25 protein-coding genes and 1 pseudogene are annotated in these 21,571 nt (G+C 45.4%); 18 read left to right on the top strand and 8 right to left on the bottom strand.

Annotated elements, in window-relative coordinates; genetic code table 11:
- Positions 1-9: 9 nt before the first annotated feature.
- From rsmG to P3X63_RS22665, 6 genes are all read left to right on the top strand, one after another.
- On the top strand, positions 10-729 hold the full coding sequence (rsmG, locus tag P3X63_RS22690; protein ID WP_077735874.1) for a 16S rRNA (guanine(527)-N(7))-methyltransferase RsmG: 720 nt from the start codon (positions 10-12) through the stop codon (positions 727-729).
- A 97-nt stretch (positions 730-826) separates the two neighbouring features.
- Entirely contained in the window at positions 827-1,678 is an 852-nt protein-coding gene (gene noc / locus P3X63_RS22685) for a nucleoid occlusion protein (RefSeq protein WP_026589484.1), read from the top strand.
- A 60-nt stretch (positions 1,679-1,738) separates the two neighbouring features.
- Positions 1,739-2,596: an RNA polymerase sigma-70 factor gene (locus tag P3X63_RS22680; RefSeq protein ID WP_077735875.1), complete on the top strand. Its 858-nt coding sequence runs from the start codon at positions 1,739-1,741 to the stop codon at positions 2,594-2,596.
- A gap of 65 nt (positions 2,597-2,661) precedes the next feature.
- Positions 2,662-3,105 (top strand): carboxymuconolactone decarboxylase family protein, encoded by a 444-nt coding sequence (locus P3X63_RS22675; RefSeq protein WP_026589482.1) that lies wholly within the window; start codon positions 2,662-2,664, stop codon positions 3,103-3,105.
- A gap of 232 nt (positions 3,106-3,337) precedes the next feature.
- Complete coding sequence (gene soj, locus P3X63_RS22670; RefSeq protein ID WP_026589481.1) at positions 3,338-4,099, top strand: sporulation initiation inhibitor protein Soj; 762 nt, start codon at positions 3,338-3,340, stop codon at positions 4,097-4,099.
- Positions 4,092-4,940, top strand: coding sequence for a ParB/RepB/Spo0J family partition protein (locus tag P3X63_RS22665; RefSeq protein ID WP_026589480.1), 849 nt, complete (start codon positions 4,092-4,094; stop codon positions 4,938-4,940). Before soj ends, P3X63_RS22665 begins: the two co-directional genes overlap by 8 nt.
- A 43-nt stretch (positions 4,941-4,983) precedes the next feature.
- Here P3X63_RS22665 and yyaC read toward each other — a convergent pair whose 3' ends face one another.
- Positions 4,984-5,601, bottom strand: coding sequence for a spore protease YyaC (yyaC, locus tag P3X63_RS22660; protein WP_026589479.1), 618 nt, complete (start codon positions 5,599-5,601; stop codon positions 4,984-4,986).
- 250 nt (positions 5,602-5,851) lie between these two features.
- Between yyaC and P3X63_RS22655 the strand changes: the two genes are divergently transcribed.
- From P3X63_RS22655 to rpsR, 6 genes are all read left to right on the top strand, one after another.
- Positions 5,852-6,868: a YkvI family membrane protein gene (locus P3X63_RS22655; RefSeq protein WP_026589478.1), complete on the top strand. Its 1,017-nt coding sequence runs from the start codon at positions 5,852-5,854 to the stop codon at positions 6,866-6,868.
- A 119-nt stretch (positions 6,869-6,987) separates the two neighbouring features.
- Positions 6,988-7,194, top strand: coding sequence for a DUF951 domain-containing protein (locus tag P3X63_RS22650; protein ID WP_026589477.1), 207 nt, complete (start codon positions 6,988-6,990; stop codon positions 7,192-7,194).
- A 180-nt stretch (positions 7,195-7,374) separates the two neighbouring features.
- The gene (gene ychF, locus P3X63_RS22645; protein WP_026589476.1) at positions 7,375-8,475 is read left to right on the top strand and encodes a redox-regulated ATPase YchF; all 1,101 of its coding nucleotides are present in this window, start codon (positions 7,375-7,377) and stop codon (positions 8,473-8,475) included.
- A 112-nt stretch (positions 8,476-8,587) separates the two neighbouring features.
- A complete protein-coding gene (rpsF, locus tag P3X63_RS22640; RefSeq protein WP_026589475.1) occupies positions 8,588-8,875 on the top strand; it encodes a 30S ribosomal protein S6 in 288 nt (95 codons plus the stop codon).
- Between the two features lie 46 nt (positions 8,876-8,921).
- Positions 8,922-9,434: a single-stranded DNA-binding protein SsbA gene (gene ssbA / locus P3X63_RS22635; RefSeq protein ID WP_077735876.1), complete on the top strand. Its 513-nt coding sequence runs from the start codon at positions 8,922-8,924 to the stop codon at positions 9,432-9,434.
- Positions 9,435-9,479: 45 nt separating this feature from the next.
- Complete coding sequence (gene rpsR / locus P3X63_RS22630; protein ID WP_003178022.1) at positions 9,480-9,719, top strand: 30S ribosomal protein S18; 240 nt, start codon at positions 9,480-9,482, stop codon at positions 9,717-9,719.
- Positions 9,720-9,786: 67 nt separating this feature from the next.
- Here the strand turns inward: rpsR and P3X63_RS22625 are convergent.
- Positions 9,787-9,876, bottom strand: a pseudogene (locus P3X63_RS22625) (helix-turn-helix domain-containing protein); the annotation flags it as partial.
- Between the two features lie 17 nt (positions 9,877-9,893).
- Here P3X63_RS22625 and P3X63_RS22620 point away from each other — a divergent pair.
- Positions 9,894-10,154 carry a hypothetical protein gene (locus P3X63_RS22620; RefSeq protein ID WP_277692169.1) on the top strand — a complete coding sequence of 87 codons (261 nt, stop codon included), beginning with the start codon at positions 9,894-9,896 and terminating at the stop codon, positions 10,152-10,154.
- Between the two features lie 8 nt (positions 10,155-10,162).
- Here P3X63_RS22620 and P3X63_RS22615 read toward each other — a convergent pair whose 3' ends face one another.
- Positions 10,163-11,509: an MFS transporter gene (locus P3X63_RS22615; RefSeq protein WP_179115675.1), complete on the bottom strand. Its 1,347-nt coding sequence runs from the start codon at positions 11,507-11,509 to the stop codon at positions 10,163-10,165.
- A gap of 151 nt (positions 11,510-11,660) precedes the next feature.
- On the opposite strand from P3X63_RS22615, the gene P3X63_RS22610 reads away from it, so the two are divergent.
- Positions 11,661-13,127, top strand: a complete 1,467-nt coding sequence (locus tag P3X63_RS22610) for a SulP family inorganic anion transporter (protein ID WP_026589468.1) — start codon at positions 11,661-11,663, stop codon at positions 13,125-13,127.
- Between the two features lie 18 nt (positions 13,128-13,145).
- Positions 13,146-13,565: a universal stress protein gene (locus P3X63_RS22605; RefSeq protein ID WP_077735879.1), complete on the top strand. Its 420-nt coding sequence runs from the start codon at positions 13,146-13,148 to the stop codon at positions 13,563-13,565.
- A 46-nt stretch (positions 13,566-13,611) separates the two neighbouring features.
- Here the strand turns inward: P3X63_RS22605 and P3X63_RS22600 are convergent, their stop codons facing one another.
- Positions 13,612-14,088 carry a spore coat protein gene (locus P3X63_RS22600; protein WP_035428589.1) on the bottom strand — a complete coding sequence of 159 codons (477 nt, stop codon included), beginning with the start codon at positions 14,086-14,088 and terminating at the stop codon, positions 13,612-13,614.
- Positions 14,089-14,398: 310 nt separating this feature from the next.
- Here P3X63_RS22600 and P3X63_RS22595 point away from each other — a divergent pair, with 310 nt between their 5' ends.
- The 3 genes from P3X63_RS22595 to rplI are packed head-to-tail and all read left to right on the top strand — an operon-like array spanning position 14,399 to position 17,791.
- Positions 14,399-15,331: a YybS family protein gene (locus tag P3X63_RS22595; RefSeq protein WP_077735880.1), complete on the top strand. Its 933-nt coding sequence runs from the start codon at positions 14,399-14,401 to the stop codon at positions 15,329-15,331.
- Between the two features lie 31 nt (positions 15,332-15,362).
- Positions 15,363-17,345, top strand: a complete 1,983-nt coding sequence (locus tag P3X63_RS22590) for a DHH family phosphoesterase (RefSeq protein WP_077735881.1) — start codon at positions 15,363-15,365, stop codon at positions 17,343-17,345.
- The gene (gene rplI / locus P3X63_RS22585) at positions 17,342-17,791 is read left to right on the top strand and encodes a 50S ribosomal protein L9 (protein ID WP_026589463.1); all 450 of its coding nucleotides are present in this window, start codon (positions 17,342-17,344) and stop codon (positions 17,789-17,791) included. Before P3X63_RS22590 ends, rplI begins: the two co-directional genes overlap by 4 nt.
- A gap of 34 nt (positions 17,792-17,825) precedes the next feature.
- On the opposite strand, the gene nagE is transcribed toward rplI, so the two are convergent.
- The 4 genes from nagE to nagB are packed head-to-tail and all read right to left on the bottom strand — an operon-like array spanning position 17,826 to position 21,569.
- Positions 17,826-19,199 (bottom strand): N-acetylglucosamine-specific PTS transporter subunit IIBC, encoded by a 1,374-nt coding sequence (nagE, locus tag P3X63_RS22580; protein ID WP_026589462.1) that lies wholly within the window; start codon positions 19,197-19,199, stop codon positions 17,826-17,828.
- 2 nt (positions 19,200-19,201) lie between these two features.
- Positions 19,202-20,098 (bottom strand): N-acetylmuramic acid 6-phosphate etherase, encoded by an 897-nt coding sequence (gene murQ, locus P3X63_RS22575; RefSeq protein ID WP_077735882.1) that lies wholly within the window; start codon positions 20,096-20,098, stop codon positions 19,202-19,204.
- Positions 20,095-20,826, bottom strand: a complete 732-nt coding sequence (locus P3X63_RS22570; protein WP_077735883.1) for a GntR family transcriptional regulator — start codon at positions 20,824-20,826, stop codon at positions 20,095-20,097. The genes murQ and P3X63_RS22570 overlap by 4 nt, the downstream gene beginning before the upstream one ends.
- The gene (nagB, locus tag P3X63_RS22565; RefSeq protein WP_077735884.1) at positions 20,823-21,569 is read right to left on the bottom strand and encodes a glucosamine-6-phosphate deaminase; all 747 of its coding nucleotides are present in this window, start codon (positions 21,567-21,569) and stop codon (positions 20,823-20,825) included. Before nagB ends, P3X63_RS22570 begins: the two co-directional genes overlap by 4 nt.
- Positions 21,570-21,571 lie beyond the last annotated feature (2 nt).

Raw genomic sequence — 21,571 nt, 5'->3', positions numbered from 1 at the left:
GATGACGGCATGAACATTGAGCAATTTACAGCCAGCCTGAAGGAGAAAGGCATCTCCCTTTCCCCCTTCCAGCTGGAGCAGTTTGAAACCTATTATGAATGGCTTGTTGAATGGAATGAGAAGATGAACTTAACGTCCATTACTGCGAAAAAAGAAGTGTACTTAAAGCATTTTTACGACTCGATCACCGCTTCTTTTTATGTTGATTTCAACAAGCTGGACAGTTTGTGTGACGTTGGGGCGGGCGCCGGGTTTCCCAGCCTTCCGATCAAGATCTGTTTTCCTCACCTTCACGTGACAATCGTCGATTCATTAAACAAGCGTATTCAATTTTTAAACGAGCTTTCCGCTGCTTTAAAATTGGAAAGCACAGCTTTTTACCATGACCGTGCGGAAACATTCGGGAGATTGAAAGACAAGCGGGAAAGCTTTGACATTGTAACAGCCAGGGCGGTCGCACGGCTTTCCGTTCTCAGTGAGCTTTGCCTGCCGCTCGTCAAGAAAAACGGTTTATTCGTAGCCTTAAAAGCAGCTTCCGCCGAAGAGGAAATAAAGACGGGCAAAAAAGCCATAAAAGCGCTGGGCGGCCAAATTGAAGCCGTACATTCCTTTCAGCTGCCGATCGAAGAAAGCGACAGAAACATCATTGTCATTAAAAAACAGTCGCAGACACCGAAGAAATTTCCAAGAAAACCTGGAACACCTAATAAATCTCCTATTGAAGGTTAAAATATTCGTTTTCTTCAAAATTCGCGGTGACACAGAAGGAAAATTCATGAGAAAATAGAATTATAAAAATGGCAGTGTTTAAAGGTGGTGTAGGTACATGAAGCATTCATTCTCTCGTCTCTTCGGCATTGGTGAGAAGGAAGAAGAAGCAGAGATTAATGAACATGATACGAATAAAGAAGAAATTCAAGATATACCAGTAGGCGATATTATTCCTAACCGTTTTCAGCCGCGCACCATTTTCTCTGAAGAAAAAATTCAAGAATTAGCCGCAACCATTCATACACACGGCATCATTCAGCCGATTGTCGTCAGAAAAACAGAGCGTGAAGGACAATATGAACTGATTGCAGGAGAGCGGCGTTGGCGGGCGGTTCAAACGCTCAATTGGGAGAAGGTTCCCGCCATTATCAAAGATTTTTCAGATACAGAGACGGCTTCTGTCGCACTGATTGAAAACCTCCAACGGGAGGAATTGTCTTCGATTGAAGAAGCGCATGCATATGCAAGGCTGCTTGAGCTTCATGACTTGACCCAGGAAGCCCTCGCACAAAGGCTGGGCAAAGGGCAGTCCACGATCGCCAACAAACTCAGGCTGTTAAAGCTTCCGGAAGAGGTTCAGGAAGCGATTTTAAAAAAAGAAATTTCCGAGCGTCACGCCAGAGCGCTCATCCCGTTAAAACAGCCCGAACTCCAGGTTAAGCTGTTAAGCGAGGTCATTGAAAAGAATTTAAATGTTAAACAAACCGAAGACCGTGTCGTCAAAATGCTTGAACAGGGCAAACGAAAGCCTAAGCCAAAGAGAAAAGCGTTCAGCAGAGACGCGAGAATCGCGATGAATACGATCCGCCAGTCCCTGTCAATGGTCGAAGACAGCGGCGTCAAACTGAATACAGAAGAAGAGGAATTTGAAGAATACATTCAGTTTACGATCAGGATACCGAAATAAAAGCTCTAAAGGGAGCTTTTATTTTTTTTTTGAAAGAAAATATCCAGAAAGGGAGCAGCTATGGAATATTATCAAAAATATCGTTCATTGCTACTATCAATTGCTTATCGGATGATTGGAACATTTCAAGATGCCGAGGATATGGTGCATGATTTATTCGCTGACCTGCAGGAGAAAGATATCAGTCAAATGGATCATGTTCAGTCCTATTTGACAAAATCGATCACAAACCGCTGCATTAATTTTTTGAACTCAGCCCGGAACAAACGGGAAATGTATGTCGGAGAGTGGCTTCCTGAACCGCAGGTGACACTCTCTGAGGAGAACCCGGCTGTATTCATTGAAAAAGAAGAAATGGTTTCCTATGCGTTCATGGTGATGATGAGCCGGCTCAATCCTGTAGAAAGGGCGGTGTTCATGTTCAGGGATGTGTTTGGCTATCAGTATAAGGAAATATCGTCCATTATTGAAAAATCGGAAGCGAGCTGCCGGAAAATCTACAGCCGGCTGAAACATAAATTGGGCGGAGAAGTCTCTGTTTTATCCAAACCGAATAAAGAACAGGAGCTGGCAGAGCTGTTTATCCATTCAGCAAAAACAGGGAATTTTGCAGAGTTTTCAAGAAGAGTGGCAGAAGAGGCGATATTATTTACGGACGGCGGCGGAAAAGTGCGCAGCGCCTTAAGACCAATCTATGGCAGAAGTCGAATCTCTGCTTTCTTTACGGGAGTGGTCAAAAAAGGGAGCTTTTCAGGCCGTTTTATTTCCGCCGATATCAATGGACAAAACGGTGTGCTGATCACACGGAACAACCGCCCGGTTTACGCTCTATGTTTTGCCTGGGATCCTGAAGGGCATGCTGTCAAACATATTTATATCGTTTCCAATCCGGATAAACTAAAACGCATCATAATATAGTGTTTTTTGTCACAAACCGAACGCCTCATTTGTTATATAAATGAATCAGCAAAGGAGGAATTGATATGGAAACGAGATTTTTAATGGAAAAAGTAAATCCGGCGGGCTATGCCGGTATGGTTGAGCTTGAAAAAGCACAGGCCTCTTCAAGCCTTGATCCGGTGTTAAAAGAGCTTATCAAAATCCGCGCGTCACAATTAAACGGGTGCGCCTTCTGTCTGAATATGCATACGAAGGATGCGCGGCAAAACGGAGAGTCAGAACAGAGGATATACGCTCTCAACGCTTGGCGTGAAGCCCCTTTTTACACGGAAAAGGAGCGGGCCGTATTAGCCTTGACCGAAGCTGTAACAACAATTGCAGATGCCGGGCTGCCGGATGATATCTACAACGAAGTAAGGGCTCATTTCAGCGAAAGCGAAACGGCTGAAATTATCATGGCGGTCGTGACGATCAATGCTTGGAACCGCATCGCCATTGCCACCCGGAAGATGCCTGCAGCCGATTAAGCGACAGCCCCTGAAGCATGAGATGTTTCAGGGGTTTTTTTATCCTTTTTTAATTATACTAAAATAATTTTTATATTATTTTCATTTCGTCAAAATTCCCTTTTATTTTACATGGATGTCAACATATGCAGAATAGACAAAACAAAAATTCAAAAAAAGCAAACGTCTGATTCTTTTTTTGTTAAAATAGAGAAATGAGAGAAACTTGTTCAATGTGAAAGTAGGTGACATTGTGGGGAAAATTATTGCGATCACAAACCAAAAAGGGGGCGTTGGCAAAACAACAACCTCTGTTAACCTCGGAGCTTGCTTGGCTTATATCGGGAAAAGGGTTTTGCTAGTCGACATAGACCCGCAAGGAAACGCAACAAGCGGAATCGGCGTAGAAAAAGCTGATGTCGATCACTGTGTGTACGATATATTAGTAGATGATGCAGATGTCAAAGATGTCATCAAAACAACATCTGTAGAAAACTTGGATGTCATTCCTGCAACGATTCAGCTTGCAGGTGCAGAAATTGAACTGGTTCCGACCATTTCCCGGGAAGTGCGATTAAAGCGGGCTTTGGAATCCGTCAAACAAAATTATGATTTTATGATCATTGACTGTCCTCCTTCACTTGGATTGCTGACAATCAATGCACTGACGGCTTCAGATTCTGTCGTGATCCCTGTTCAATGTGAGTATTACGCTTTAGAAGGATTGAGCCAGCTGCTTAATTCGGTGCGGCTCGTCCAAAAACATTTAAATACCGATCTCATGATTGACGGCGTATTGCTGACAATGCTCGATGCAAGAACAAATTTAGGCATACAGGTCATTGAAGAAGTGAAAAAGTATTTCCGCGATAAAGTATACAAAACGGTGATTCCTCGGAACGTCAGACTTAGTGAAGCACCGAGTCATGGAAAGCCGATTATTTTATATGATCCGCGTTCCAGGGGAGCGGAAGTCTATTTAGATTTAGCAAAGGAAGTGGCTGCGAATGCCTAAAGGTCTCGGAAAAGGGATTAATGCACTGTTTTCAAATGTTGATTTATCCGAAGAGACGGTTGAGGAAATCAAGCTGCACGATTTGCGGCCCAATCCTTATCAGCCAAGAAAAACGTTTGATGACCAATCGTTAAAAGATTTAAAGGAGTCCATTTTACAGCATGGAGTATTGCAGCCCATTATCGTTCGAAAGTCTATCAAAGGCTATGACATTGTAGCCGGAGAACGCCGCTTTCGAGCTGCTGAAAAAGCCGGTTTAGAAACGATTCCTGCGATTGTCCGAGAGCTGTCAGAATCCCTGATGATGGAGATTGCCCTACTGGAAAATCTTCAGCGTGAAGACCTGTCTCCGCTTGAGGAAGCCAAAGCGTACGAATCTTTGCTAAAACATCTTGATATGACACAAGAACAGCTGGCGAAAAGGCTTGGAAAAAGCCGACCTCACATCGCCAACCATTTGCGATTGCTGACGCTGCCTGAAAAGGTTCAGAAGTTAATTGACAACGGTACATTATCAATGGGGCATGGACGAACGTTACTGGGGCTGAAAAATAAGAAAAAGCTCGAGCCATTGGTTCAAAAGGTTGTATCGGAACAGCTGAACGTCCGTCAGCTTGAAAAGTTGGTTCAACAGCTGAATGCTGATGTTCCACGTGAAACAAAGAAGCCGAAACAAGCAAAAGATGCCGTCATTAAAGAGCGGGAGTCATACTTGCAAAATTACTTTGGAACACCTGTCACCATTAAAAAGCAAAAGAAAAAGGGCCGAATTGAAATCGAATTTTATTCAAATGAAGATTTGGACCGCATTCTTGAACTTTTATCAGAAAAAGAGTCATAAAGTGCAAAAACCATCTGAATGGATACAGATGGTTTTTTTCGTGTTACATTCTTCCTGTCATCCGCTGAATCGGTGTGACATGGCGCTGATGCCACCCTCCTGCTTTCTCCAGATGTGATAAACCTTCGGCGAGAACAGTTGCCATACTCATGACAAGATTGAGACGGGTATTTTGCAAAACAAAATACTCCATAAAACCGCTGACATTGACTATCCCGTTGATGTGTATATCGCCGACTTCCGGCAAGCTTTTTTGGACGCCGGCTCCGGGCTTTAAAGGTCCTTTGCCGATTTGAAAAGAACCGACGCTTTTTGTCCGTCCCAGACAAGCATCAATGGCGATGATATAAGGGTTGTCATGCTCCAGGTAAATGTTCTCCAGCTTCTCATTTAAGTTGACGGCATGAACCGGATCAGCCAGTGTTCCATAAACGTGAAAACGAGCCGGCTGTTTGGCGGCAAGCTTCATGCCAACGAGAGGACCGAGAGAATCACCTGTTGAGCGGTCTGTGCCGATACAAACGACGACAATGGGCCGTCCGGCTGCCTCTTTTAAATAAACGCTAAGAACTTTCTCAATTTGTTTTACTGCCAACGGATCTGAATGAGAGATGTATTCTTTTATCGGTTCTTGAGAGAAAATCCCGCCTTTGCGATTCATAGGTTCACATCCTTGTCATCGTGGTAACAGCATTGCTTTGGTGTGTTTTTTAGTAATCAATGGTTGTTTACAGTATATCCAGCAGTCTCTTTTTTTATGCTTTGGATGTTTTGTTATATCAATATAATTAAAAGTCTCTTGCAAAAAAACACTTTCGGCGAATTCATGAATTTTTATCAAGTAAGGACAATATAGTGTCAGTGAATGCGTAAACAAGCATTAAAAACTGCTGCTGATGGGGTGAAAAATCGTGTGGAGAGCCGGAATGAAGTGGATGCTTCTCATTTTAGGAAGCTTAATAGGCGCAGGATATGCATCCGGCCAGGAGATATGGCAGTTTTTTGGTGATGAAAGCGGACTGGCTATCCTCCTGTTCACGATGATGTTCAGCCTGTCGACTTATATTGTCATGAGGATCAGTTATGAAGAAAAATCGGTGCATTTTCTGCCCGTTCTGGAAAAATTGATCGGACCGCTCCTGGCGAAAGTATATGATTTTTTGATCATCCTCTACTTGTTCACGACGACGATTGTGATGATTGCCGGCGGGGGTGTCACACTGCAAATATTCCATATTCCGTTTTGGGCCGGTGTCATCTTATTTTCACTGTGTGCCGGATTGCTTTTTCTATGGGGAATCAAAGGGATTTTATCGGTCAACAGCTACTTGATTCCGGTTTTGGTTGCGGGGCTTTTGTACGTGCTGATTTCCTTTCAAACAGCTCACCACCAGCCATGGCTTCTCAACCTAAACCAGCAGTATAACTGGCCCGCCGGCATCGCGTTCGCTTCCCTCAACATTTTATCCGTCGTGGCCGTGTTATCTGCGGTCGGAAAAGAAATCAAAGGAGTCGGTGAGGCAAGGATTGCAAGCATTTTAAGCGGTTTGATCTTCGGTGCAATATCGTATATGTACAATGAGACGCTCGTGGAGCTCGCCGGTGAATTATCCCATTATGAAATCCCTTTATTTGCGGTTTTGGAGGGAGCTCCTTTCCCTATCTTTTTATTCATGACAGCGGTGCTGTGCGTGGCGATTTATACGACGACGATTTCAAGCATCCTCGGTCTTTCAAGCCGTTTTCTGTCAGTTGTGAACTGGCCGAGATGGATCATGGTTTTCCTTCTTCTTTTCATCATGCTGCCTTTTACAACGTTTGGATTTTCCAATTTAATCGCCTTTTTATATCCTATTTATGGATTGTTAAACCTATATCTATTAGTCAATATTTTACTTTATCCGTTGTTGAGTAAATGGAAGACATAATATTTTTTATATTTAATTGGTATATAGTATATAAAAAGTTTTTTATTGAATAATTGCTCTTTCCATGTCGTTTTTTGTACAATAAGATCACGATAAAGGAAGCAAAGAGGTGAACGAGCTTGGCCGACAAAGAATTTGGCCTGAATGACGTGGTTGAAATGAAAAAGCCGCATCCATGCGGGACAAATCGCTGGAAGATCATTCGGATGGGAATGGACATCCGGATAAAATGTGAAGGTTGTTCTCACAGCGTCATGATTCCACGCAAAGATTTTCAAAGAAAGATGAAAAAAATCTTGGTCAAGCATGAGGAGTCCGATTCTTAATCCAAAGCGGACCCTCATGTTTTTTATCGTTCTAAGGGTAAAATTGGATTTTCACACTGCTTTTGTTATTGAAAAGCAAGTTTTGTCAGCTTGTCTTTTATTTTAATCATCCTTATAATTGTTGCAGGTTTACATTACGCGACTAAGACACGCATGTTTAATGATAGAGGAGATGAAAGAATGGCTTTAACAGCTGGGATTGTTGGTTTGCCAAACGTTGGGAAATCAACCTTGTTTAATGCGATTACACAGGCCGGGGCAGAATCGGCCAACTACCCGTTTTGTACGATTGATCCAAACGTCGGGATCGTTGAAGTGCCTGATGAGCGGCTGCAAAAATTGACAGAGCTCGTCAACCCGAAGAAGACGATTCCTACTGCATTTGAATTTACCGATATTGCCGGGATCGTAAAAGGAGCGTCCAAAGGTGAAGGACTCGGAAACAAGTTTCTTTCACATATTCGCCAAGTGGATGCCATTTGTCATGTTGTCCGCTGTTTTGCTGATGACAACATTACACATGTCTCCGGAAAGGTAGATCCGATCTCCGATATTGAGACGATCAACCTGGAGTTGATTTTGGCTGATCTGGAAACCGTTGAAAAGCGTATCGGACGCGTAGGTAAGATGGCGAAGCAGAAGGATAAGGAAGCAGTTTTTGAATTTGAGATTTTGACCAAGCTGAAAGAAGCGTTTGAACAGGAAAAGCCTGCCCGCTCCGTTGAATTTACGGAAGAGCAGCAAAAAGTGCTGAAGCAGCTTCACCTGTTGACGACAAAGCCTGTATTATATGTAGCGAATGTCAGTGAGGATGAAGTGGCTGATCCTTCAGGAAATGAATATGTCCAAAAGGTCAGGGAATTCGCCGCCGGCGAAAAAGCCGAGGTTATCGTCGTCTGCGCTAAAATTGAATCCGAAATTGCCGAGCTTGAGGGTGAGGAAAAGGCGATGTTCCTTGAAGAGCTTGGCATTGAAGAATCAGGTCTCGACCAGCTGATTAAAGCATCCTACTCTCTGCTCGGTCTTGCGACTTATTTTACGGCGGGAGAACAGGAAGTCAGAGCCTGGACGTTTAAAAAGGGAATGAAGGCTCCTGAATGTGCGGGCATCATCCATACCGATTTCGAACGCGGTTTTATCCGCGCGGAAACGGTGGCGTATGACGACCTGCTTGCAGCCGGAAACATGTCCGCTGCAAAAGAAGCGGGAAAAGTCCGCCTTGAAGGAAAAGAATACATCGTGAAAGACGGCGATGTCATTCATTTCCGTTTCAATGTATAACACAGTTGAAAAGGGACAAGAGCTTTGATATAATATAAAATTGTGAGTAATAGGATTATTGCTCCTTGCCCAGGTAATGGGCCGCTTAGTCCAAAAGGAGGTGCAAATACAAATGAGAAAGTACGAAATCATGTACATCATCCGCCCGGACGTTGATGATGAGTCTAAAAAGGCTATTGTTGAACGTTTCAACAACATTCTGACGACAAACGGTGCGGAGATCACTGAAACGAAGGATTGGGGAAAACGCCGTCTTGCTTACGAAATCAACGATTTCCGCGACGGATTCTACCAAATCGTATACGTTCAATCTGGAGCTGAAGCAGTTCAAGAATTTGACCGTTTAGCTAAAATCAGTGATGACATCATTCGCCACATCGTGGTTAAAGAAGAAGAATAAACAGAATTGATTGATATACTCTAAAGCAAAAGGATGGTCTCTCAATATGCTTAACCGAGTTGTTTTAGTCGGCAGACTGACAAAGGACCCAGAGCTTCGTTATACCCCAAGCGGTGCAGCTGTTGCGACCTTCACGCTCGCTGTGAATCGTACGTTTACGAATCAGCAGGGCGAACGTGAAGCGGATTTTATCAACTGTGTCGTTTGGAGAAGACAAGCCGAAAACGTAGCGAATTTCCTTAAAAAAGGAAGCCTTGCAGGTGTTGACGGACGTTTGCAAACGAGGAACTACGAAAACCAGCAGGGACAGCGTGTGTATGTCACAGAAGTTCAAGCTGAAAGTGTTCAATTCCTGGAGCCTAAAGGCGGCGGTTCTGGTTCCGGCGGTTACAGCGGAGGCCAGGGAGGCCAATACTTTGGCGGCGGACAAAACGAACCGAATCCATTCGGAAGCAGTCAGAACAACCAGAATCGCAATCAAGGCAACAGCTTTAATGATGATCCATTTGCCAATGATGGAAAGCCGATTGACATCTCAGACGACGACTTGCCATTTTAATGGATGACGGACGAATAAAACAGAACAGAAAGGAGGGAAATAACGATGGCAGGAGGACGCAGAGGCGGTCGTGCGAAACGCCGTAAAGTGTGTTATTTCACTTCTAACGGAATTACGCACATCGACTACAAAGATGTAGATCTTCTTAGAAAATTCATCTCTGAGCGCGGTAAAATCTTACCACGCCGTGTAACAGGAACAAGTGCGAAATACCAACGCAAATTGACTGTTGCAATCAAACGTGCTCGTCAAATGGCTTTACTTCCTTATGTAGCAGGCGAGTAAGCCGTGATTAGCAAAAGAACAAGAGCCTATGAGGTTCTTGTTCTTTTTTGTTTATTATGATGAATTTTTAGGACCCATATTCTAAATAGCGGTACAGCGTAGTTTTGCTGATTCCCGTCTCCTCAGTGATTTGGGCAATGGTGTATTTTTTGTCTTTTCGGTGTTGTCTGGGGAGTGGCCAGCGGCCTTGAGAGAATTACGCTCAATATCATTTGGCCGAACTATTTTGGGCGCCGTTATATCGGCGGCATCAAAGGGATCGCGATGGCTGTAACTGTCGTCGGGTCCGCGTTTGGCCCGCTGCCGTTCGGTGTGGGATTTGACATCTTCCAAAGCTATACGCCCGTTTTAGTGATGCTGATGATTTTGCCCGGGGCGGGTTTTATTTGCGCCTTGCTTGCCCGAAAGCCTATCAAACAAGGAGAGCCGTCATAACGGCTCTTTTATTCATGTATCCTAATCTGAATCCGCTCAATGTCGCCAAGGACAACGAGATAAAATATCAGCCCCAGCAATAAAACAAAGCCCGCCGCTAAAAAGCTGAGCGTAAACGAGCCGGTGACATCCACCAAATAACCTGTCAACGATACCGCGATGATGCCGCCGAACAGGTTATTCGCCAAATTGACCATGGAGCTGAGGAGCGAGATTGAGCCCGCCGGTGCAATGTCCGCCGAGATGGACCAGCCGACGGGCGCCGTTGCGGAAATTCCGGCCAAACCGACGGAAATACAGATGACTGCGATGATGATATGGTCTGTGAAAACGGCGCCTAAAAAAGCAAAGCCGAGACTCATTCCGATGATGATAATCGTTTGATATACTTTTGTATTTGAATAGCCCTTTTTCATGAAGAAATCGACGAGCCATCCGCCGACGATGATCCCGGAAAGCGTCGAAATCAGCCAGGGAACGGCCGTAAACAGCCCTGAAGACATGATGTCCATCCCATAGGTTTCTTTAAAGAACGTCGGAAGCCATGTAAGCAGCAGGTTAAATGTATAGCCATAGCCCGTAAATCCGATCATCAGCCCCCACGCTTTTCGATTTGTCAGCATCGTTTTCAGAGCGGTTATTGTCCGTTCTGATATCTCTTCACTGGAAACGGCATTGTGTTTTTGAATATAATGAAGCTCTTCTTTTGATATCCGCTTATGCCGTTCAGGCTGTTCATAATACACCCAGAAAAAAACCGTAAATAGCACATTGATGATCCCGATCGTCAGAAAAGCAGCCCGCCAGTCAAACGTGGTAACTAAAAATGCAATGAGAGGAGCGCCGATCACGTTTGCGAATTTCGCAGCCGAATCAAACAGCGAGTTGGCAAGCCCCCGTTCATTTGCTGGAAACCATAAGGCCGTGGCTTTCGAAGCGGCTGGAAAAGCTGATGCACTTGTTAAACCGATTAAAAAGCGAACGATATATAAAAGCAGTTTTCCCTGCAAAAAAGCTAAAAAGATCGTTAAAACGCTCCAAACCGCCATTCCGATTCGTGTCACCCAGGCAACGCCGTACTTGTCCAAAAGACTGCCCACCGGAATCTGCATCAGCGTGTAGGAATACGTATAAATTGAAAAGACAACGCCTAATTGTGTTGCCGTCAATTGAAAGGAATCCTGTATCGCAGGAGCCGCAACTGAAATGGTGACACGGTCAAAGTAATTTAAAATAATCATGCTGCTTAATAAGGATGAAATATACCATCTCGTATGTCCCGGGCGTTTTTCGAGCTCTTGCGTCATGATGAAACCTCCTCTTCCACTTAGAATGGGCTCTTTTTGAAATTCCATTCTCTTTTAAGATGATGACCCTCACGCCAACAGATGTGGCAAAAAAACCTTATAGACATTTGTATACATGTTTGCTAAAGTGAAACATGTTAAAAACAGACGGCTTCTATGAGAGTTAGAAGCAAATATATCCAAACGAGGTGTTGATTCTTTGAGTGTTAAACAATTAAATAGTGAATGGTTTTCAAATGTGCGGGGGGATATCCTTTCGGGTATCGTCGTAGCGCTAGCTCTCATTCCCGAAGCCATTGCGTTTTCCATCATTGCGGGTGTCGACCCGATGGTTGGGTTGTACGCGTCATTTTGTATTGCCGTTGTGATTTCGTTTGCAGGAGGCCGTCCGGCGATGATATCAGCGGCAACAGGAGCGATGGCTCTCTTAATGGGTACATTGGTGAAGGATCACGGGATTGAGTATTTATTTGCAGCGACAATTTTGACCGGAATGATCCAATTGATATTTGGGGTACTGAAAATCGCACGCTTTATGAAATTTATTCCGCGGTCGGTTATGGTAGGTTTCGTAAATGCGCTGGCCATTTTAATTTTTATGGCCCAGGTTCCTCATTTTGTTGGAGTTTCGTATATGACGTATGTTGTGGTCGGTATAACATTGTTGATTATTTATATTCTCCCCCGTTTTACAAAAGCCGTTCCGTCCGCACTTGTTGCCATTATTGCGATGACGGCATTTGCGATTTTCGGCCATTTCGATCTGCGCACTGTCGGGGATTTGGGAGAAATAAAGCAATCATTACCTGCTTTTATGATTCCTGATATTCCTTTCAATTTTGAGACATTGTCGATCATTTTTCCGACAGCCTTTGCGCTTTCCATCGTCGGTCTGCTTGAGTCATTATTGACATCTTCGATTGTCGATGATATGACAGATACGGAAAGTGATAAAAACAGGGAAAGCCGCGGACAGGGAATCGCTAATATCGTCGCCGGGTTTTTCGGGGGCATGGCGGGTTGTGCGATGATCGGCCAATCGGTGATCAATGTCAAGTCAGGCGGAAGAGGTCGCTTGTCCACGTTGGTGGCCGGAGTCTTCCTCATGTTTCTCATCATGGTGCTCGGTGACTGGGTTGTGCAAATTCCGATGGCCGCTTTGGCCGGCGTGATGATTATGGTATCGATCGGCACATTTGACTGGTCCTCATTTAACATGTTAAGGAAGGTGCCGCTTACAGATTCGGTCGTGATGCTGGTGACCGTCATTACGGTTGTGGCTACACATGATTTGTCCAAAGGTGTATTTGCCGGAGTCATTTTAAGCGCAATCTTCTTTGTCGCGAAAATTTCCAAAGTGAAAATTGAGCAAACATCGACAGGAAACGAAATGAAGTATACGATCAAAGGGCAAGTCTTCTTTGCGTCTGTACAGGATTTCATCAATTCCTTCAATGTGGATGCAAATACGAAAAAGGTTGTCCTGGATTTTTCAGAAGCCCATATTTGGGATGATTCTGCTGTGGCGGCGATCGATAAAGTCGCTTTGAAGTTTAAGGATCAGGGAATTGATGTTGAGTTGTTCGGCTTGAATGAATCAAGCTTTCAGCTCGTCAAAAAATTGGCAACTTATGATCAGCCTCATCGTTCAGTATCAAATCACTAAGAAAACGGGTGATGAAGGGTGTACAAAAACATTTTGTTGGCTGCGGATGGATCGATTCATTCAGAAAGGGCGGCAGATGAAGCGATTCGTCTTGCTTCTCTCACAGATCAGGCGATGGTCGAGGTCATTTATGTATTGGACTATGATAAAGCGAAAAGCGAAGTGCTGCATAGTGAAAATCGCGCAAAACTGGAACGCGAGAGGCGCAGCAGGATCTTGGCAGTCGAAAGAAAATTGAAGCATTCAGCCGTTCCGTATAAAATGACGATGAAACACGGAGATCCGGGCCCGACAATTGTCGCATATGCAAACGATCATGATATTGATATCGTGATTGTAGGAAGCAGGGGGCTGAACACGTTGCAAGAAATGGTACTCGGAAGTGTCAGCCATAAAGTCGCCAAAAGGGTGAAATGCCCCGTTTTAATCGTGAAATAGCAGAACATGATGAGAAAGTCGGCAGGGATCAATCCTTGCCGGCTTTTTAACGCATCGAGATCGCTTTTTGCGCGTGCATGGCATCGCCTTTCAAGAGCTCCACAAGGTTGTAGGATGGGTACAATCCTTTATGGTACATATAATTAAATACTTGTTCATGCAGTTTGATGGCCGCGTTGATTTGTTTCACCAGCACTCTGCGCAGCTCAGGGGTTGCCGTTTCCGTAATGGCAATCGCATAGTTCCGAACGGTCGTTTTCGCTAAGACTAATAAATCTCCTGCTTCAAAATAGACGTCCGCCCGTTCTTCTTCCCGCTGAAAAGCCGGTGTCTTGGGCAAAAAGGGAAGCAGTTCTCTTAAATTCTGTTCCAGCGCTTTTGCAGATGTGCTGTATAGCTGTTTTAATTGGGGATCACTGATCTTTTTAAGGCTTTTCTTCAGCTTTACCAAGCCAACCGACTGGGCTGCAATCAATTCATGCAATTCCATTGTTTCATGCCAAGCCAATGTTTTTGTATTCATATCGATTCTCCTCCGCGTTTTTTCAAAGGTAACATATGCCCAAAGCGGGAAAATGGTTCGTGAAGCGGCAACGAGGTCCCAATATATTGGATGTTTCACATGGAACAACAGTGGGTATGACAGCAGACATCTGTGTCTTGGGATCGTTTTACTTGAGATTTGCCCTTATGTTAAAATAAAGAAACAGTGAGAGAAGGTCGAGTACCTGCTCATGCTTCGTTTGATTGAAAACGGAAATGCGACGTAAAAAAGAGCAGTCGTTTATGCTGCTCTTTTTGATTCATGAAAACAAAAAATACGAGGTGGACAAGTGAAACAAACAAGAGCTTTGGTAGAAGGCGCTATACTGCTCAGTCTTTTTGCCGTTTTGATGATGATCAGCCTCTATATTCCGTTAATCGGAACGTTTCTCTTATTTGCATTGCCGTTGCCTGTGATGATGCTGACGATCAGGCATGGGGTGAAGCCCGGCCTTTTCATGGGCCTTGTCAGTTTGCCGGTTTCTATGGTGGCCGGTTCTTTGAGCGGCCTGATTCTGGCATTTCCGGTCAGTGCTGCCGGAATTATGATGGGCTTTCACTATAGGAAAAAAGAGCCCGGATATGCGATTACTTCAGCAGCTGTTACATACATGGTTTCAATGGTTCTGCTGCTTTTCGTCAGCATTCAATTTTTCGGGTTAAACTTAATAGAAACGGCTAATCAAACATATAATGAAACATTCAACATGTTTGAATCGAGTTTAAAACAGTTTGGAAATGATAAAGAGACGGTAAAACAGATGGAGCAAATGAAGGAACAGTTGCAGCAGATGCGCTATTTATATCCGACGATGATTGTGATGTTTTCCGGCATTGCCGCTTTTTTGAATCATCTGATTGCAAAACCGATCCTTCGGCGTACCGCAGTGAAGATGCCGTCTTTAAAACCGTTTAGGGAGCTGAGGCTTCCGCAAAGCATCATCTGGGTCTACTTGCTGACGATTCTTCTTTCGCTCGCTCCTGCTGAAGAGGGAAGCGTGTTCTATTCCATTTTATTAAATGCGAGTATGCTCCTGGGATTCATCATGGCCATCCAAGGCTTTTCATTTGTGTTTTATTTTTGCCACGCGAAGAAGATGCCAACGGTTCTGCCGGTTATTTTTTTGATTATTGCGCTGTTTTCACCCTTGGTGTACCTTGTACGCATCTTAGGTATAATGGACATAGGTTTTAACTTGAGAGAGAAAATTAAAAAAAAGTAAATGTTCTCTCCATGGTGAGGAGTTGATTTGAGTGCCAAATTTTTATGAAAAACCGTTATTTCGATATCCCATTTATTCATTAATTATCGTCACAATCATTTCTGTCCTCATCAACCTTTATTTTAATTGGATGGCAGGAGCGGCCGGCATCTTGATTCTTGGCGTCATTTTATACTTTTTAAAACGCGCCGACTCTCAAATCAGAAAAGAGCTGGACGACTATATATCCACTTTGTCTTACCGGCTGAAAAAAGTCGGAGAAGAGGCGCTTCTGGAAATGCCGATCGGGATCATGCTCTTTAATGATCAATACTACATCGAATGGGCCAATCCGTTTATGGCGTCTTGTTTTAATGAAAGCACGCTTGTCGGGCGTTCTCTTTACGATACCTGCGAGTCTGTCGTTCCTTTGATTAAGCAGGAAGTGGATACAGAAACGATTACGCTGAATGACCGTAAATTCAACGTTGTCATCAAAAGAGAAGAAAAGCTGCTGTATTTCTTTGATGTCACAGAGCAAATACAGATTGAAAAGCAATATGAGAATGAAAGAACGGTTCTCGCCTACATATTTTTAGACAATTATGATGATGTGACACAAGGGCTTGATGATCAGACGAGAAGCACGATGAACAGTGAAGTGACATCCCTTCTGAATCAATGGGCTAAGCAGTACGGGATCTTCCTGAAAAGGGTATCTTCCGAGCGGTTTATCGGTGTTTTGAATGAGCATATTTTAAGCGAGCTGGAAGCATCGAAGTTTTCGATTCTGGATGAAGTCCGCGAAAAAACGTCCGTTCATACAATTTCACTGACACTGAGCATCGGGATTGGTGCATCTGTTGCATCTTTGAAGGAGCTTGGCGATTTAGCGCAATCAAGCCTTGACTTGGCGCTCGGACGCGGAGGGGACCAGGTGGCGATCAAACAGCCAAACGGAAAAGTGAAGTTTTATGGCGGGAAAACAAATCCGATGGAAAAACGCACGCGCGTCAGGGCCAGAGTCATTTCACACGCTCTCAAGGAAATCGTCTCTGAAAGCAGCAATGTGATCATCATGGGGCACCAGTTTCCCGATATGGATTCGATCGGTTCAGCCATCGGGATTTTAAAAGTCGCACAGGCCAATGGAAAAGACGGATTTGTCGTCATCGACCCCGGTCAGATAGGCGCCAGCGTCCAGCGTTTGATTGAGGAAATCAAAAAATACGAAGACCTCTGGTCACGCTTTATAACGCCGGAAGAGGCGCTGGAGATCGCTAACGATGACACGCTTCTTGTCGTTGTTGACACACATAGGCCTTCATTTGTCATCGAAGAAAGGCTGGTCAATAAAATTGAAAATGTCGTCGTGATCGATCATCATAGAAGAGGGGAAGAGTTTATTAAAGACCCGCTGCTTGTTTATATGGAGCCGTATGCTTCATCTACGGCAGAACTTGTGACAGAGCTTCTTGAATACCAGCCGAAGCGCCTGAAAATCAATATGATCGAAGCGACCGCGCTGCTGGCGGGAATTATTGTGGATACGAAAAGCTTCTCGCTGCGCACCGGTTCCCGTACATTCGATGCGGCGTCATACCTCCGTGCGAAGGGGGCTGACACCGTATTGGTGCAAAAGTTTTTAAAAGAAACAGCTGATCATTTTATTAAAAGGGCGAGGCTCATTCAGCACACGTCTTTTTATAAAAACGGCATCGCCATCGCGTCTCTGCCGAACGGTGAGGCGGACGAATATTTTGACCAGGTCATCATTGCGCAAGCCGCGGATTCCCTTCTTTCCATGAGTGATGTGGAAGCTTCCTTCGCTGTAGCGAGAAGGGATGACAGCACGGTATGCATCAGCGCCAGATCGCTTGGCGAAGTGAATGTTCAAATCATCATGGAGGCTCTTGAAGGCGGAGGGCATTTAACAAACGCCGCCACACAGCTGACGGATATCTCTGTTGAGGAGACGCTCAGCCGCCTCAAGGAAGCGATAGACGAGTATTTTGAAGGAGGCATTCAAAAATGAAGGTAATTTTCTTACAGGATGTTAAAGGCAAAGGGAAAAAAGGCGAAGTGAAAAATGTAGCGGATGGTTACGCTCATAATTTTCTGATCAAAAAAGGGCTTGCTGTTGAGGCGACATCTTCTAATATCAGCGCGCTTGAAGGACAGAAGAAAAAAGAGAAAAAAGAAGCGGCTGAAGAATTAAAGCAAGCGCAGGAGCTGAAGAAAAAGCTTGAAACCATTACGGTGGAGCTTTCCGCAAAATCCGGGGAAGGCGGCCGTCTCTTCGGTTCTGTCACAAGCAAACAAATTGCCGATGCGCTCCAAAAGGCCCATCAATTAAAAATAGACAAACGTAAAATTGAATTGAACGATGCGATTCGTTCGTTAGGATATACAAATGTTCCGGTGAAGCTGCATCCGGAAGTTCAAGCGACACTGAAAGTTCATGTGAAAGAGCAATCGTAAAAAAGAATCCCCTTCTAGTGAAGGGGATTCTCTTTTATTCCGTATGTTTTCTCATTTCATTTGCCAAAAACTCGACATCTGTGCCGACGATGACCTGGAGCTCGTGCTGGTTGAGCTTCACGATGCCTTTGGCGCCCAGCGCTTTCAATGTTTGTTCATCCAATTTGGATGCGTCGCGGATCTTAAGGCGCAGCCGGGTGACGCAATTGTTCAATGTGTCGATGTTTTCTTTTCCGCCCAGCGCTTCAAGGTATTGGACCGCAAGCGATTCGTATTTGGAAGACCCCGTTTCCACGCTCACCGGCGCGGCCTCCTGCTCGGTTTCATCTTCTCGTCCCGGTGTTTTCAAATTCAGCTTTGTAATTAAGAAGTAAAAGATGATGAAATAGATGATACCGTACACCAGTCCGACCGGAAGCAGCAATAGCGGTTTTGTGGCGATTCCATAGTTTAAGAGATAATCGATCGTTCCCGCTGAAAAGGTAAAGCCGTGATGGATGCCGAGCATGTTGGTCACGGTCATCGCGCTAGCCGTTAAAATGGCGTGAATACCGAAAAGGAGCGGTGACAGGAACATGAATGTAAACTCAATTGGCTCTGTTATCCCTGTTAAAAACGATGTAAACGCGAGTCCGATTAATAAACCGGCCGTTGCTTTACGGCGGTGTTTTTTAGCGGCGGCGATCATCGCAAGACACGCCGCTGGCAGACCGAACATCATGATCGGGAAGAAACCGGTCATAAATGCGCCCGCATTCGGATCTCCGGCAAAGAAGCGGTTCATATCACCCGTTTTGCCGGCGAATTCGCCAAAGACCATCCAAACCATGTTGTTTAAAATATGATGGAGACCGAGCGGAAGCAACAGCCTGTTCAAAAGACCGAATATTCCGACTCCTAATGCCCCAGCATGAATGATCCAGGTGCCGACGGCGTCGATTGCTTGCTGTGCGTATATCCAGACAAACCCGAAAATGCCCGCGAGGATGATGGAAGAAAAGGCCGTCATGATCGGAACGCAGCGTTTTCCGCCAAAAAATCCAAGCCAGTCCGGCAGTTTTGCATCTTTAAAGCGGTTATACATGACGGCGGCGACGACGCCTGAGATGATCCCGCCGAGAACCCCCATATTGAGGTCTTCATTAATGGCTGCAAGGCCGCCTGTCAGCACAAAATAGCCGATGGCTCCGGATAGGGCGGCGGCGCCGTGTCCGTCCTTTGACAGGCCGATGGCGACACCTATCGCAAAGATGATCGGCAATTGATCGAGAATCGACTGACCTGAAGCGGCAATGAATGGAATGTTAAACAGGTCTTCCCTTCCTAAGGCAAGGAGCAGTCCCGCGGCAGGAAGAACGGCGATCGGCAGCATCAGGGCGCGGCCGATGTTTTGAAGAAATCCCAACATTGTTAAAACCCCTTTCGATAATAGTGAATTGCTTTTTTTAAATGGCCGTTTACATGGGCTAAACAGCGTCCGGCATCTTCCGAAGATCCGTTTGTCAGCACGATAAAGATCGCAGCCTTAATGTCGAAGCTGCTTTCTTTTAAAGCCTGCAAAGCTTCCTCCCGCGAGACGCCGGTTGTATTCATTAATATGCTGATGGCCCGGTTGGACAGCTTTTGATTGAGCAATTTCATATTGACCATCTCGTTTTGATAAACGTGCCCGAGCCGCACCATTGCAGCGGTTGACAGCATATTCAGAATCATTTTTTGCGCGGTTCCGGCTTTGAGGCGGGTTGAGCCGCGGATGATTTCAGGTCCCGTTTGCACCTCAATCGCGATTGCGCTGTTTTTGCCTGCTTCTGTCCCTGTATTGCAGCTGATCGATACCGAGACGGCCCCCATCTCTTTGGCATAGGATAAGGCGCCAAGGACATAGGGAGTTGAACCGCTGGCCGTCACGCCGATGAACAGATCGTCTTTTGAAAACGAATGCGCCTGCAATTCGGCGACGACCTTTTCCGGGTCATCTTCATTTTCTTCAAGCGGCTTCCACATTGCTTCATGTCCCCCCGCGATAAGGCCGACCCACTGATTTTCATCGATGGAGAATGTCGGCGGCAATTCCGCGGCGTCAAGGACAGCTATTCTGCCGCTTGTACCGGCTCCGGCTGTAAACACCCTTCCGCCGTTCTGCAGGCAGCTGACAATTTCGTCGGCGGCATCGGCAATTTGGGGGAGGTGAGGCTTGATGGCGCCCGGAAGCGAACGGTCTTCTTCATTCATCAAAGTGACGATTTCCAACGCGCTCATCTCATCGAGCGCTCTGCTTTTTTCATTGGTTTCCTCTGTCTTCTTCATGTTTCTTTCCTCTTCATATCGATGACGAATTTGTAGCGGTCGCCTCTGTAGACGGATTTCACCATTTCAAACGGTCTGCCGTCTTCCAAATAGCTGCATCGCTCAATCAAAAGAACGGGCGCGCCCACATCAATGTCGAGCGGTTCGCTTTCTGCCTGGGTCGCGATAGACGGCTCCAATGTCTGTGCCGCGCGGTCGATGGTGAGAGACAGCGTGTTTTCAACATAGTCGTACAGTGAGGCGCTCATAATATCCTCTGTCAGACCTTTTATCAAATCGGCCGGCAAATATGAGATTTCGTATGCCATGGGAATTTCGTCGGCAAGGCGGATCCGTTTCACTTCGTAGACGGGTGAGCCTTCCGCGATCTCCAATTTGTGCGCCGTTCGCTGATCACAAGCGATAATGCCGAATCCGAGCATGTTCGTGCCGGGTGTCATGCCTCTTGATTTCATGTCTTCAGAAAAACTTGTCAACCCTTTGAGAGGCTGCTCAATCTTCGGCTTGGCAATGAATGTTCCTTTCCCCCGCTTCCGTACGAGGATGCCTTCGTTGACAAGGTTGTTGACCGCTTGCCGGACGGTCATTCTGCTTACTTCATATTTCTCGGCAAACTCCCTTTCCGAAGGAATCAAGTCCCCGAGCTTTAAGTCTTTTGTTTCGACCATCTTTTTGATTTCAGTTTCAATCTGGTAGTAGATGGGGATGTGGGAATCTTTTTTTATCAATCGATCATACCCCTTTCTTTCACAATCGATAGCGCATCACTGTCAGCGATGATGACGACATCCTGGTGTTTTTTTAATATGGAAGCGGGGATGTCTTCACTCGGTTCTTCACTGAGCAGTTTGGCCAGAATGCCGGCTTTTTTCGCCCCTGAAACGAGCAGCAGAATCTGTTTGCTTTTCATGATTGTCGAAATACCCATAGTCACAGCCTGGGACGGGACGGACGAAAGATCATCGAAATAGCGGGCATTGGCTTTTCGCGTTGATTCTGTCAGTGTGACGACATGTGTTTGAGACGAAAACGGTGTCCCCGGTTCATTAAAGCCGATGTGACCGTTTAAGCCGAGGCCGAGCAATTGCAGGTCAACACCTCCCAGCCGCTCGATCAACTGCTCATAGCGTCTGCATTCGACGGCCAAATCTTCCGCCATGCCATCAGGCAAATAGGTATGGCTTAGGGGAACGTCGATATGGTCGAACAGCTGGTTTTTCATATAGCGCGTATAGCTGTTCTCATCATCAGGTGAAATCCCGACATACTCATCCAGGTTCACAGTGTATACATGCTTATAGGACGTTCCATTTCGCACGAAATTTTCCCTCAAGGTTTGATACGTCCCAAGAGGCGTTCCTCCTGTCGCAAGGCCAAGCACGGGTGCAGAGAAGCGATTCACTTTGTCGATGATGAATCGGGCGGCTTTTTGACTCATATCCTGATAATCTTTAGCTTCAATGATATTCATGG

The sequence above is a fragment of the Bacillus sp. HSf4 genome, assembly GCF_029537375.1.
Taxonomy (GTDB): domain Bacteria; phylum Bacillota; class Bacilli; order Bacillales; family Bacillaceae; genus Bacillus; species Bacillus sonorensis_A.
The sequence above is the reverse complement of the archived record's forward strand: the minus strand, read 5'-3'. Positions and strand labels throughout refer to the sequence as shown.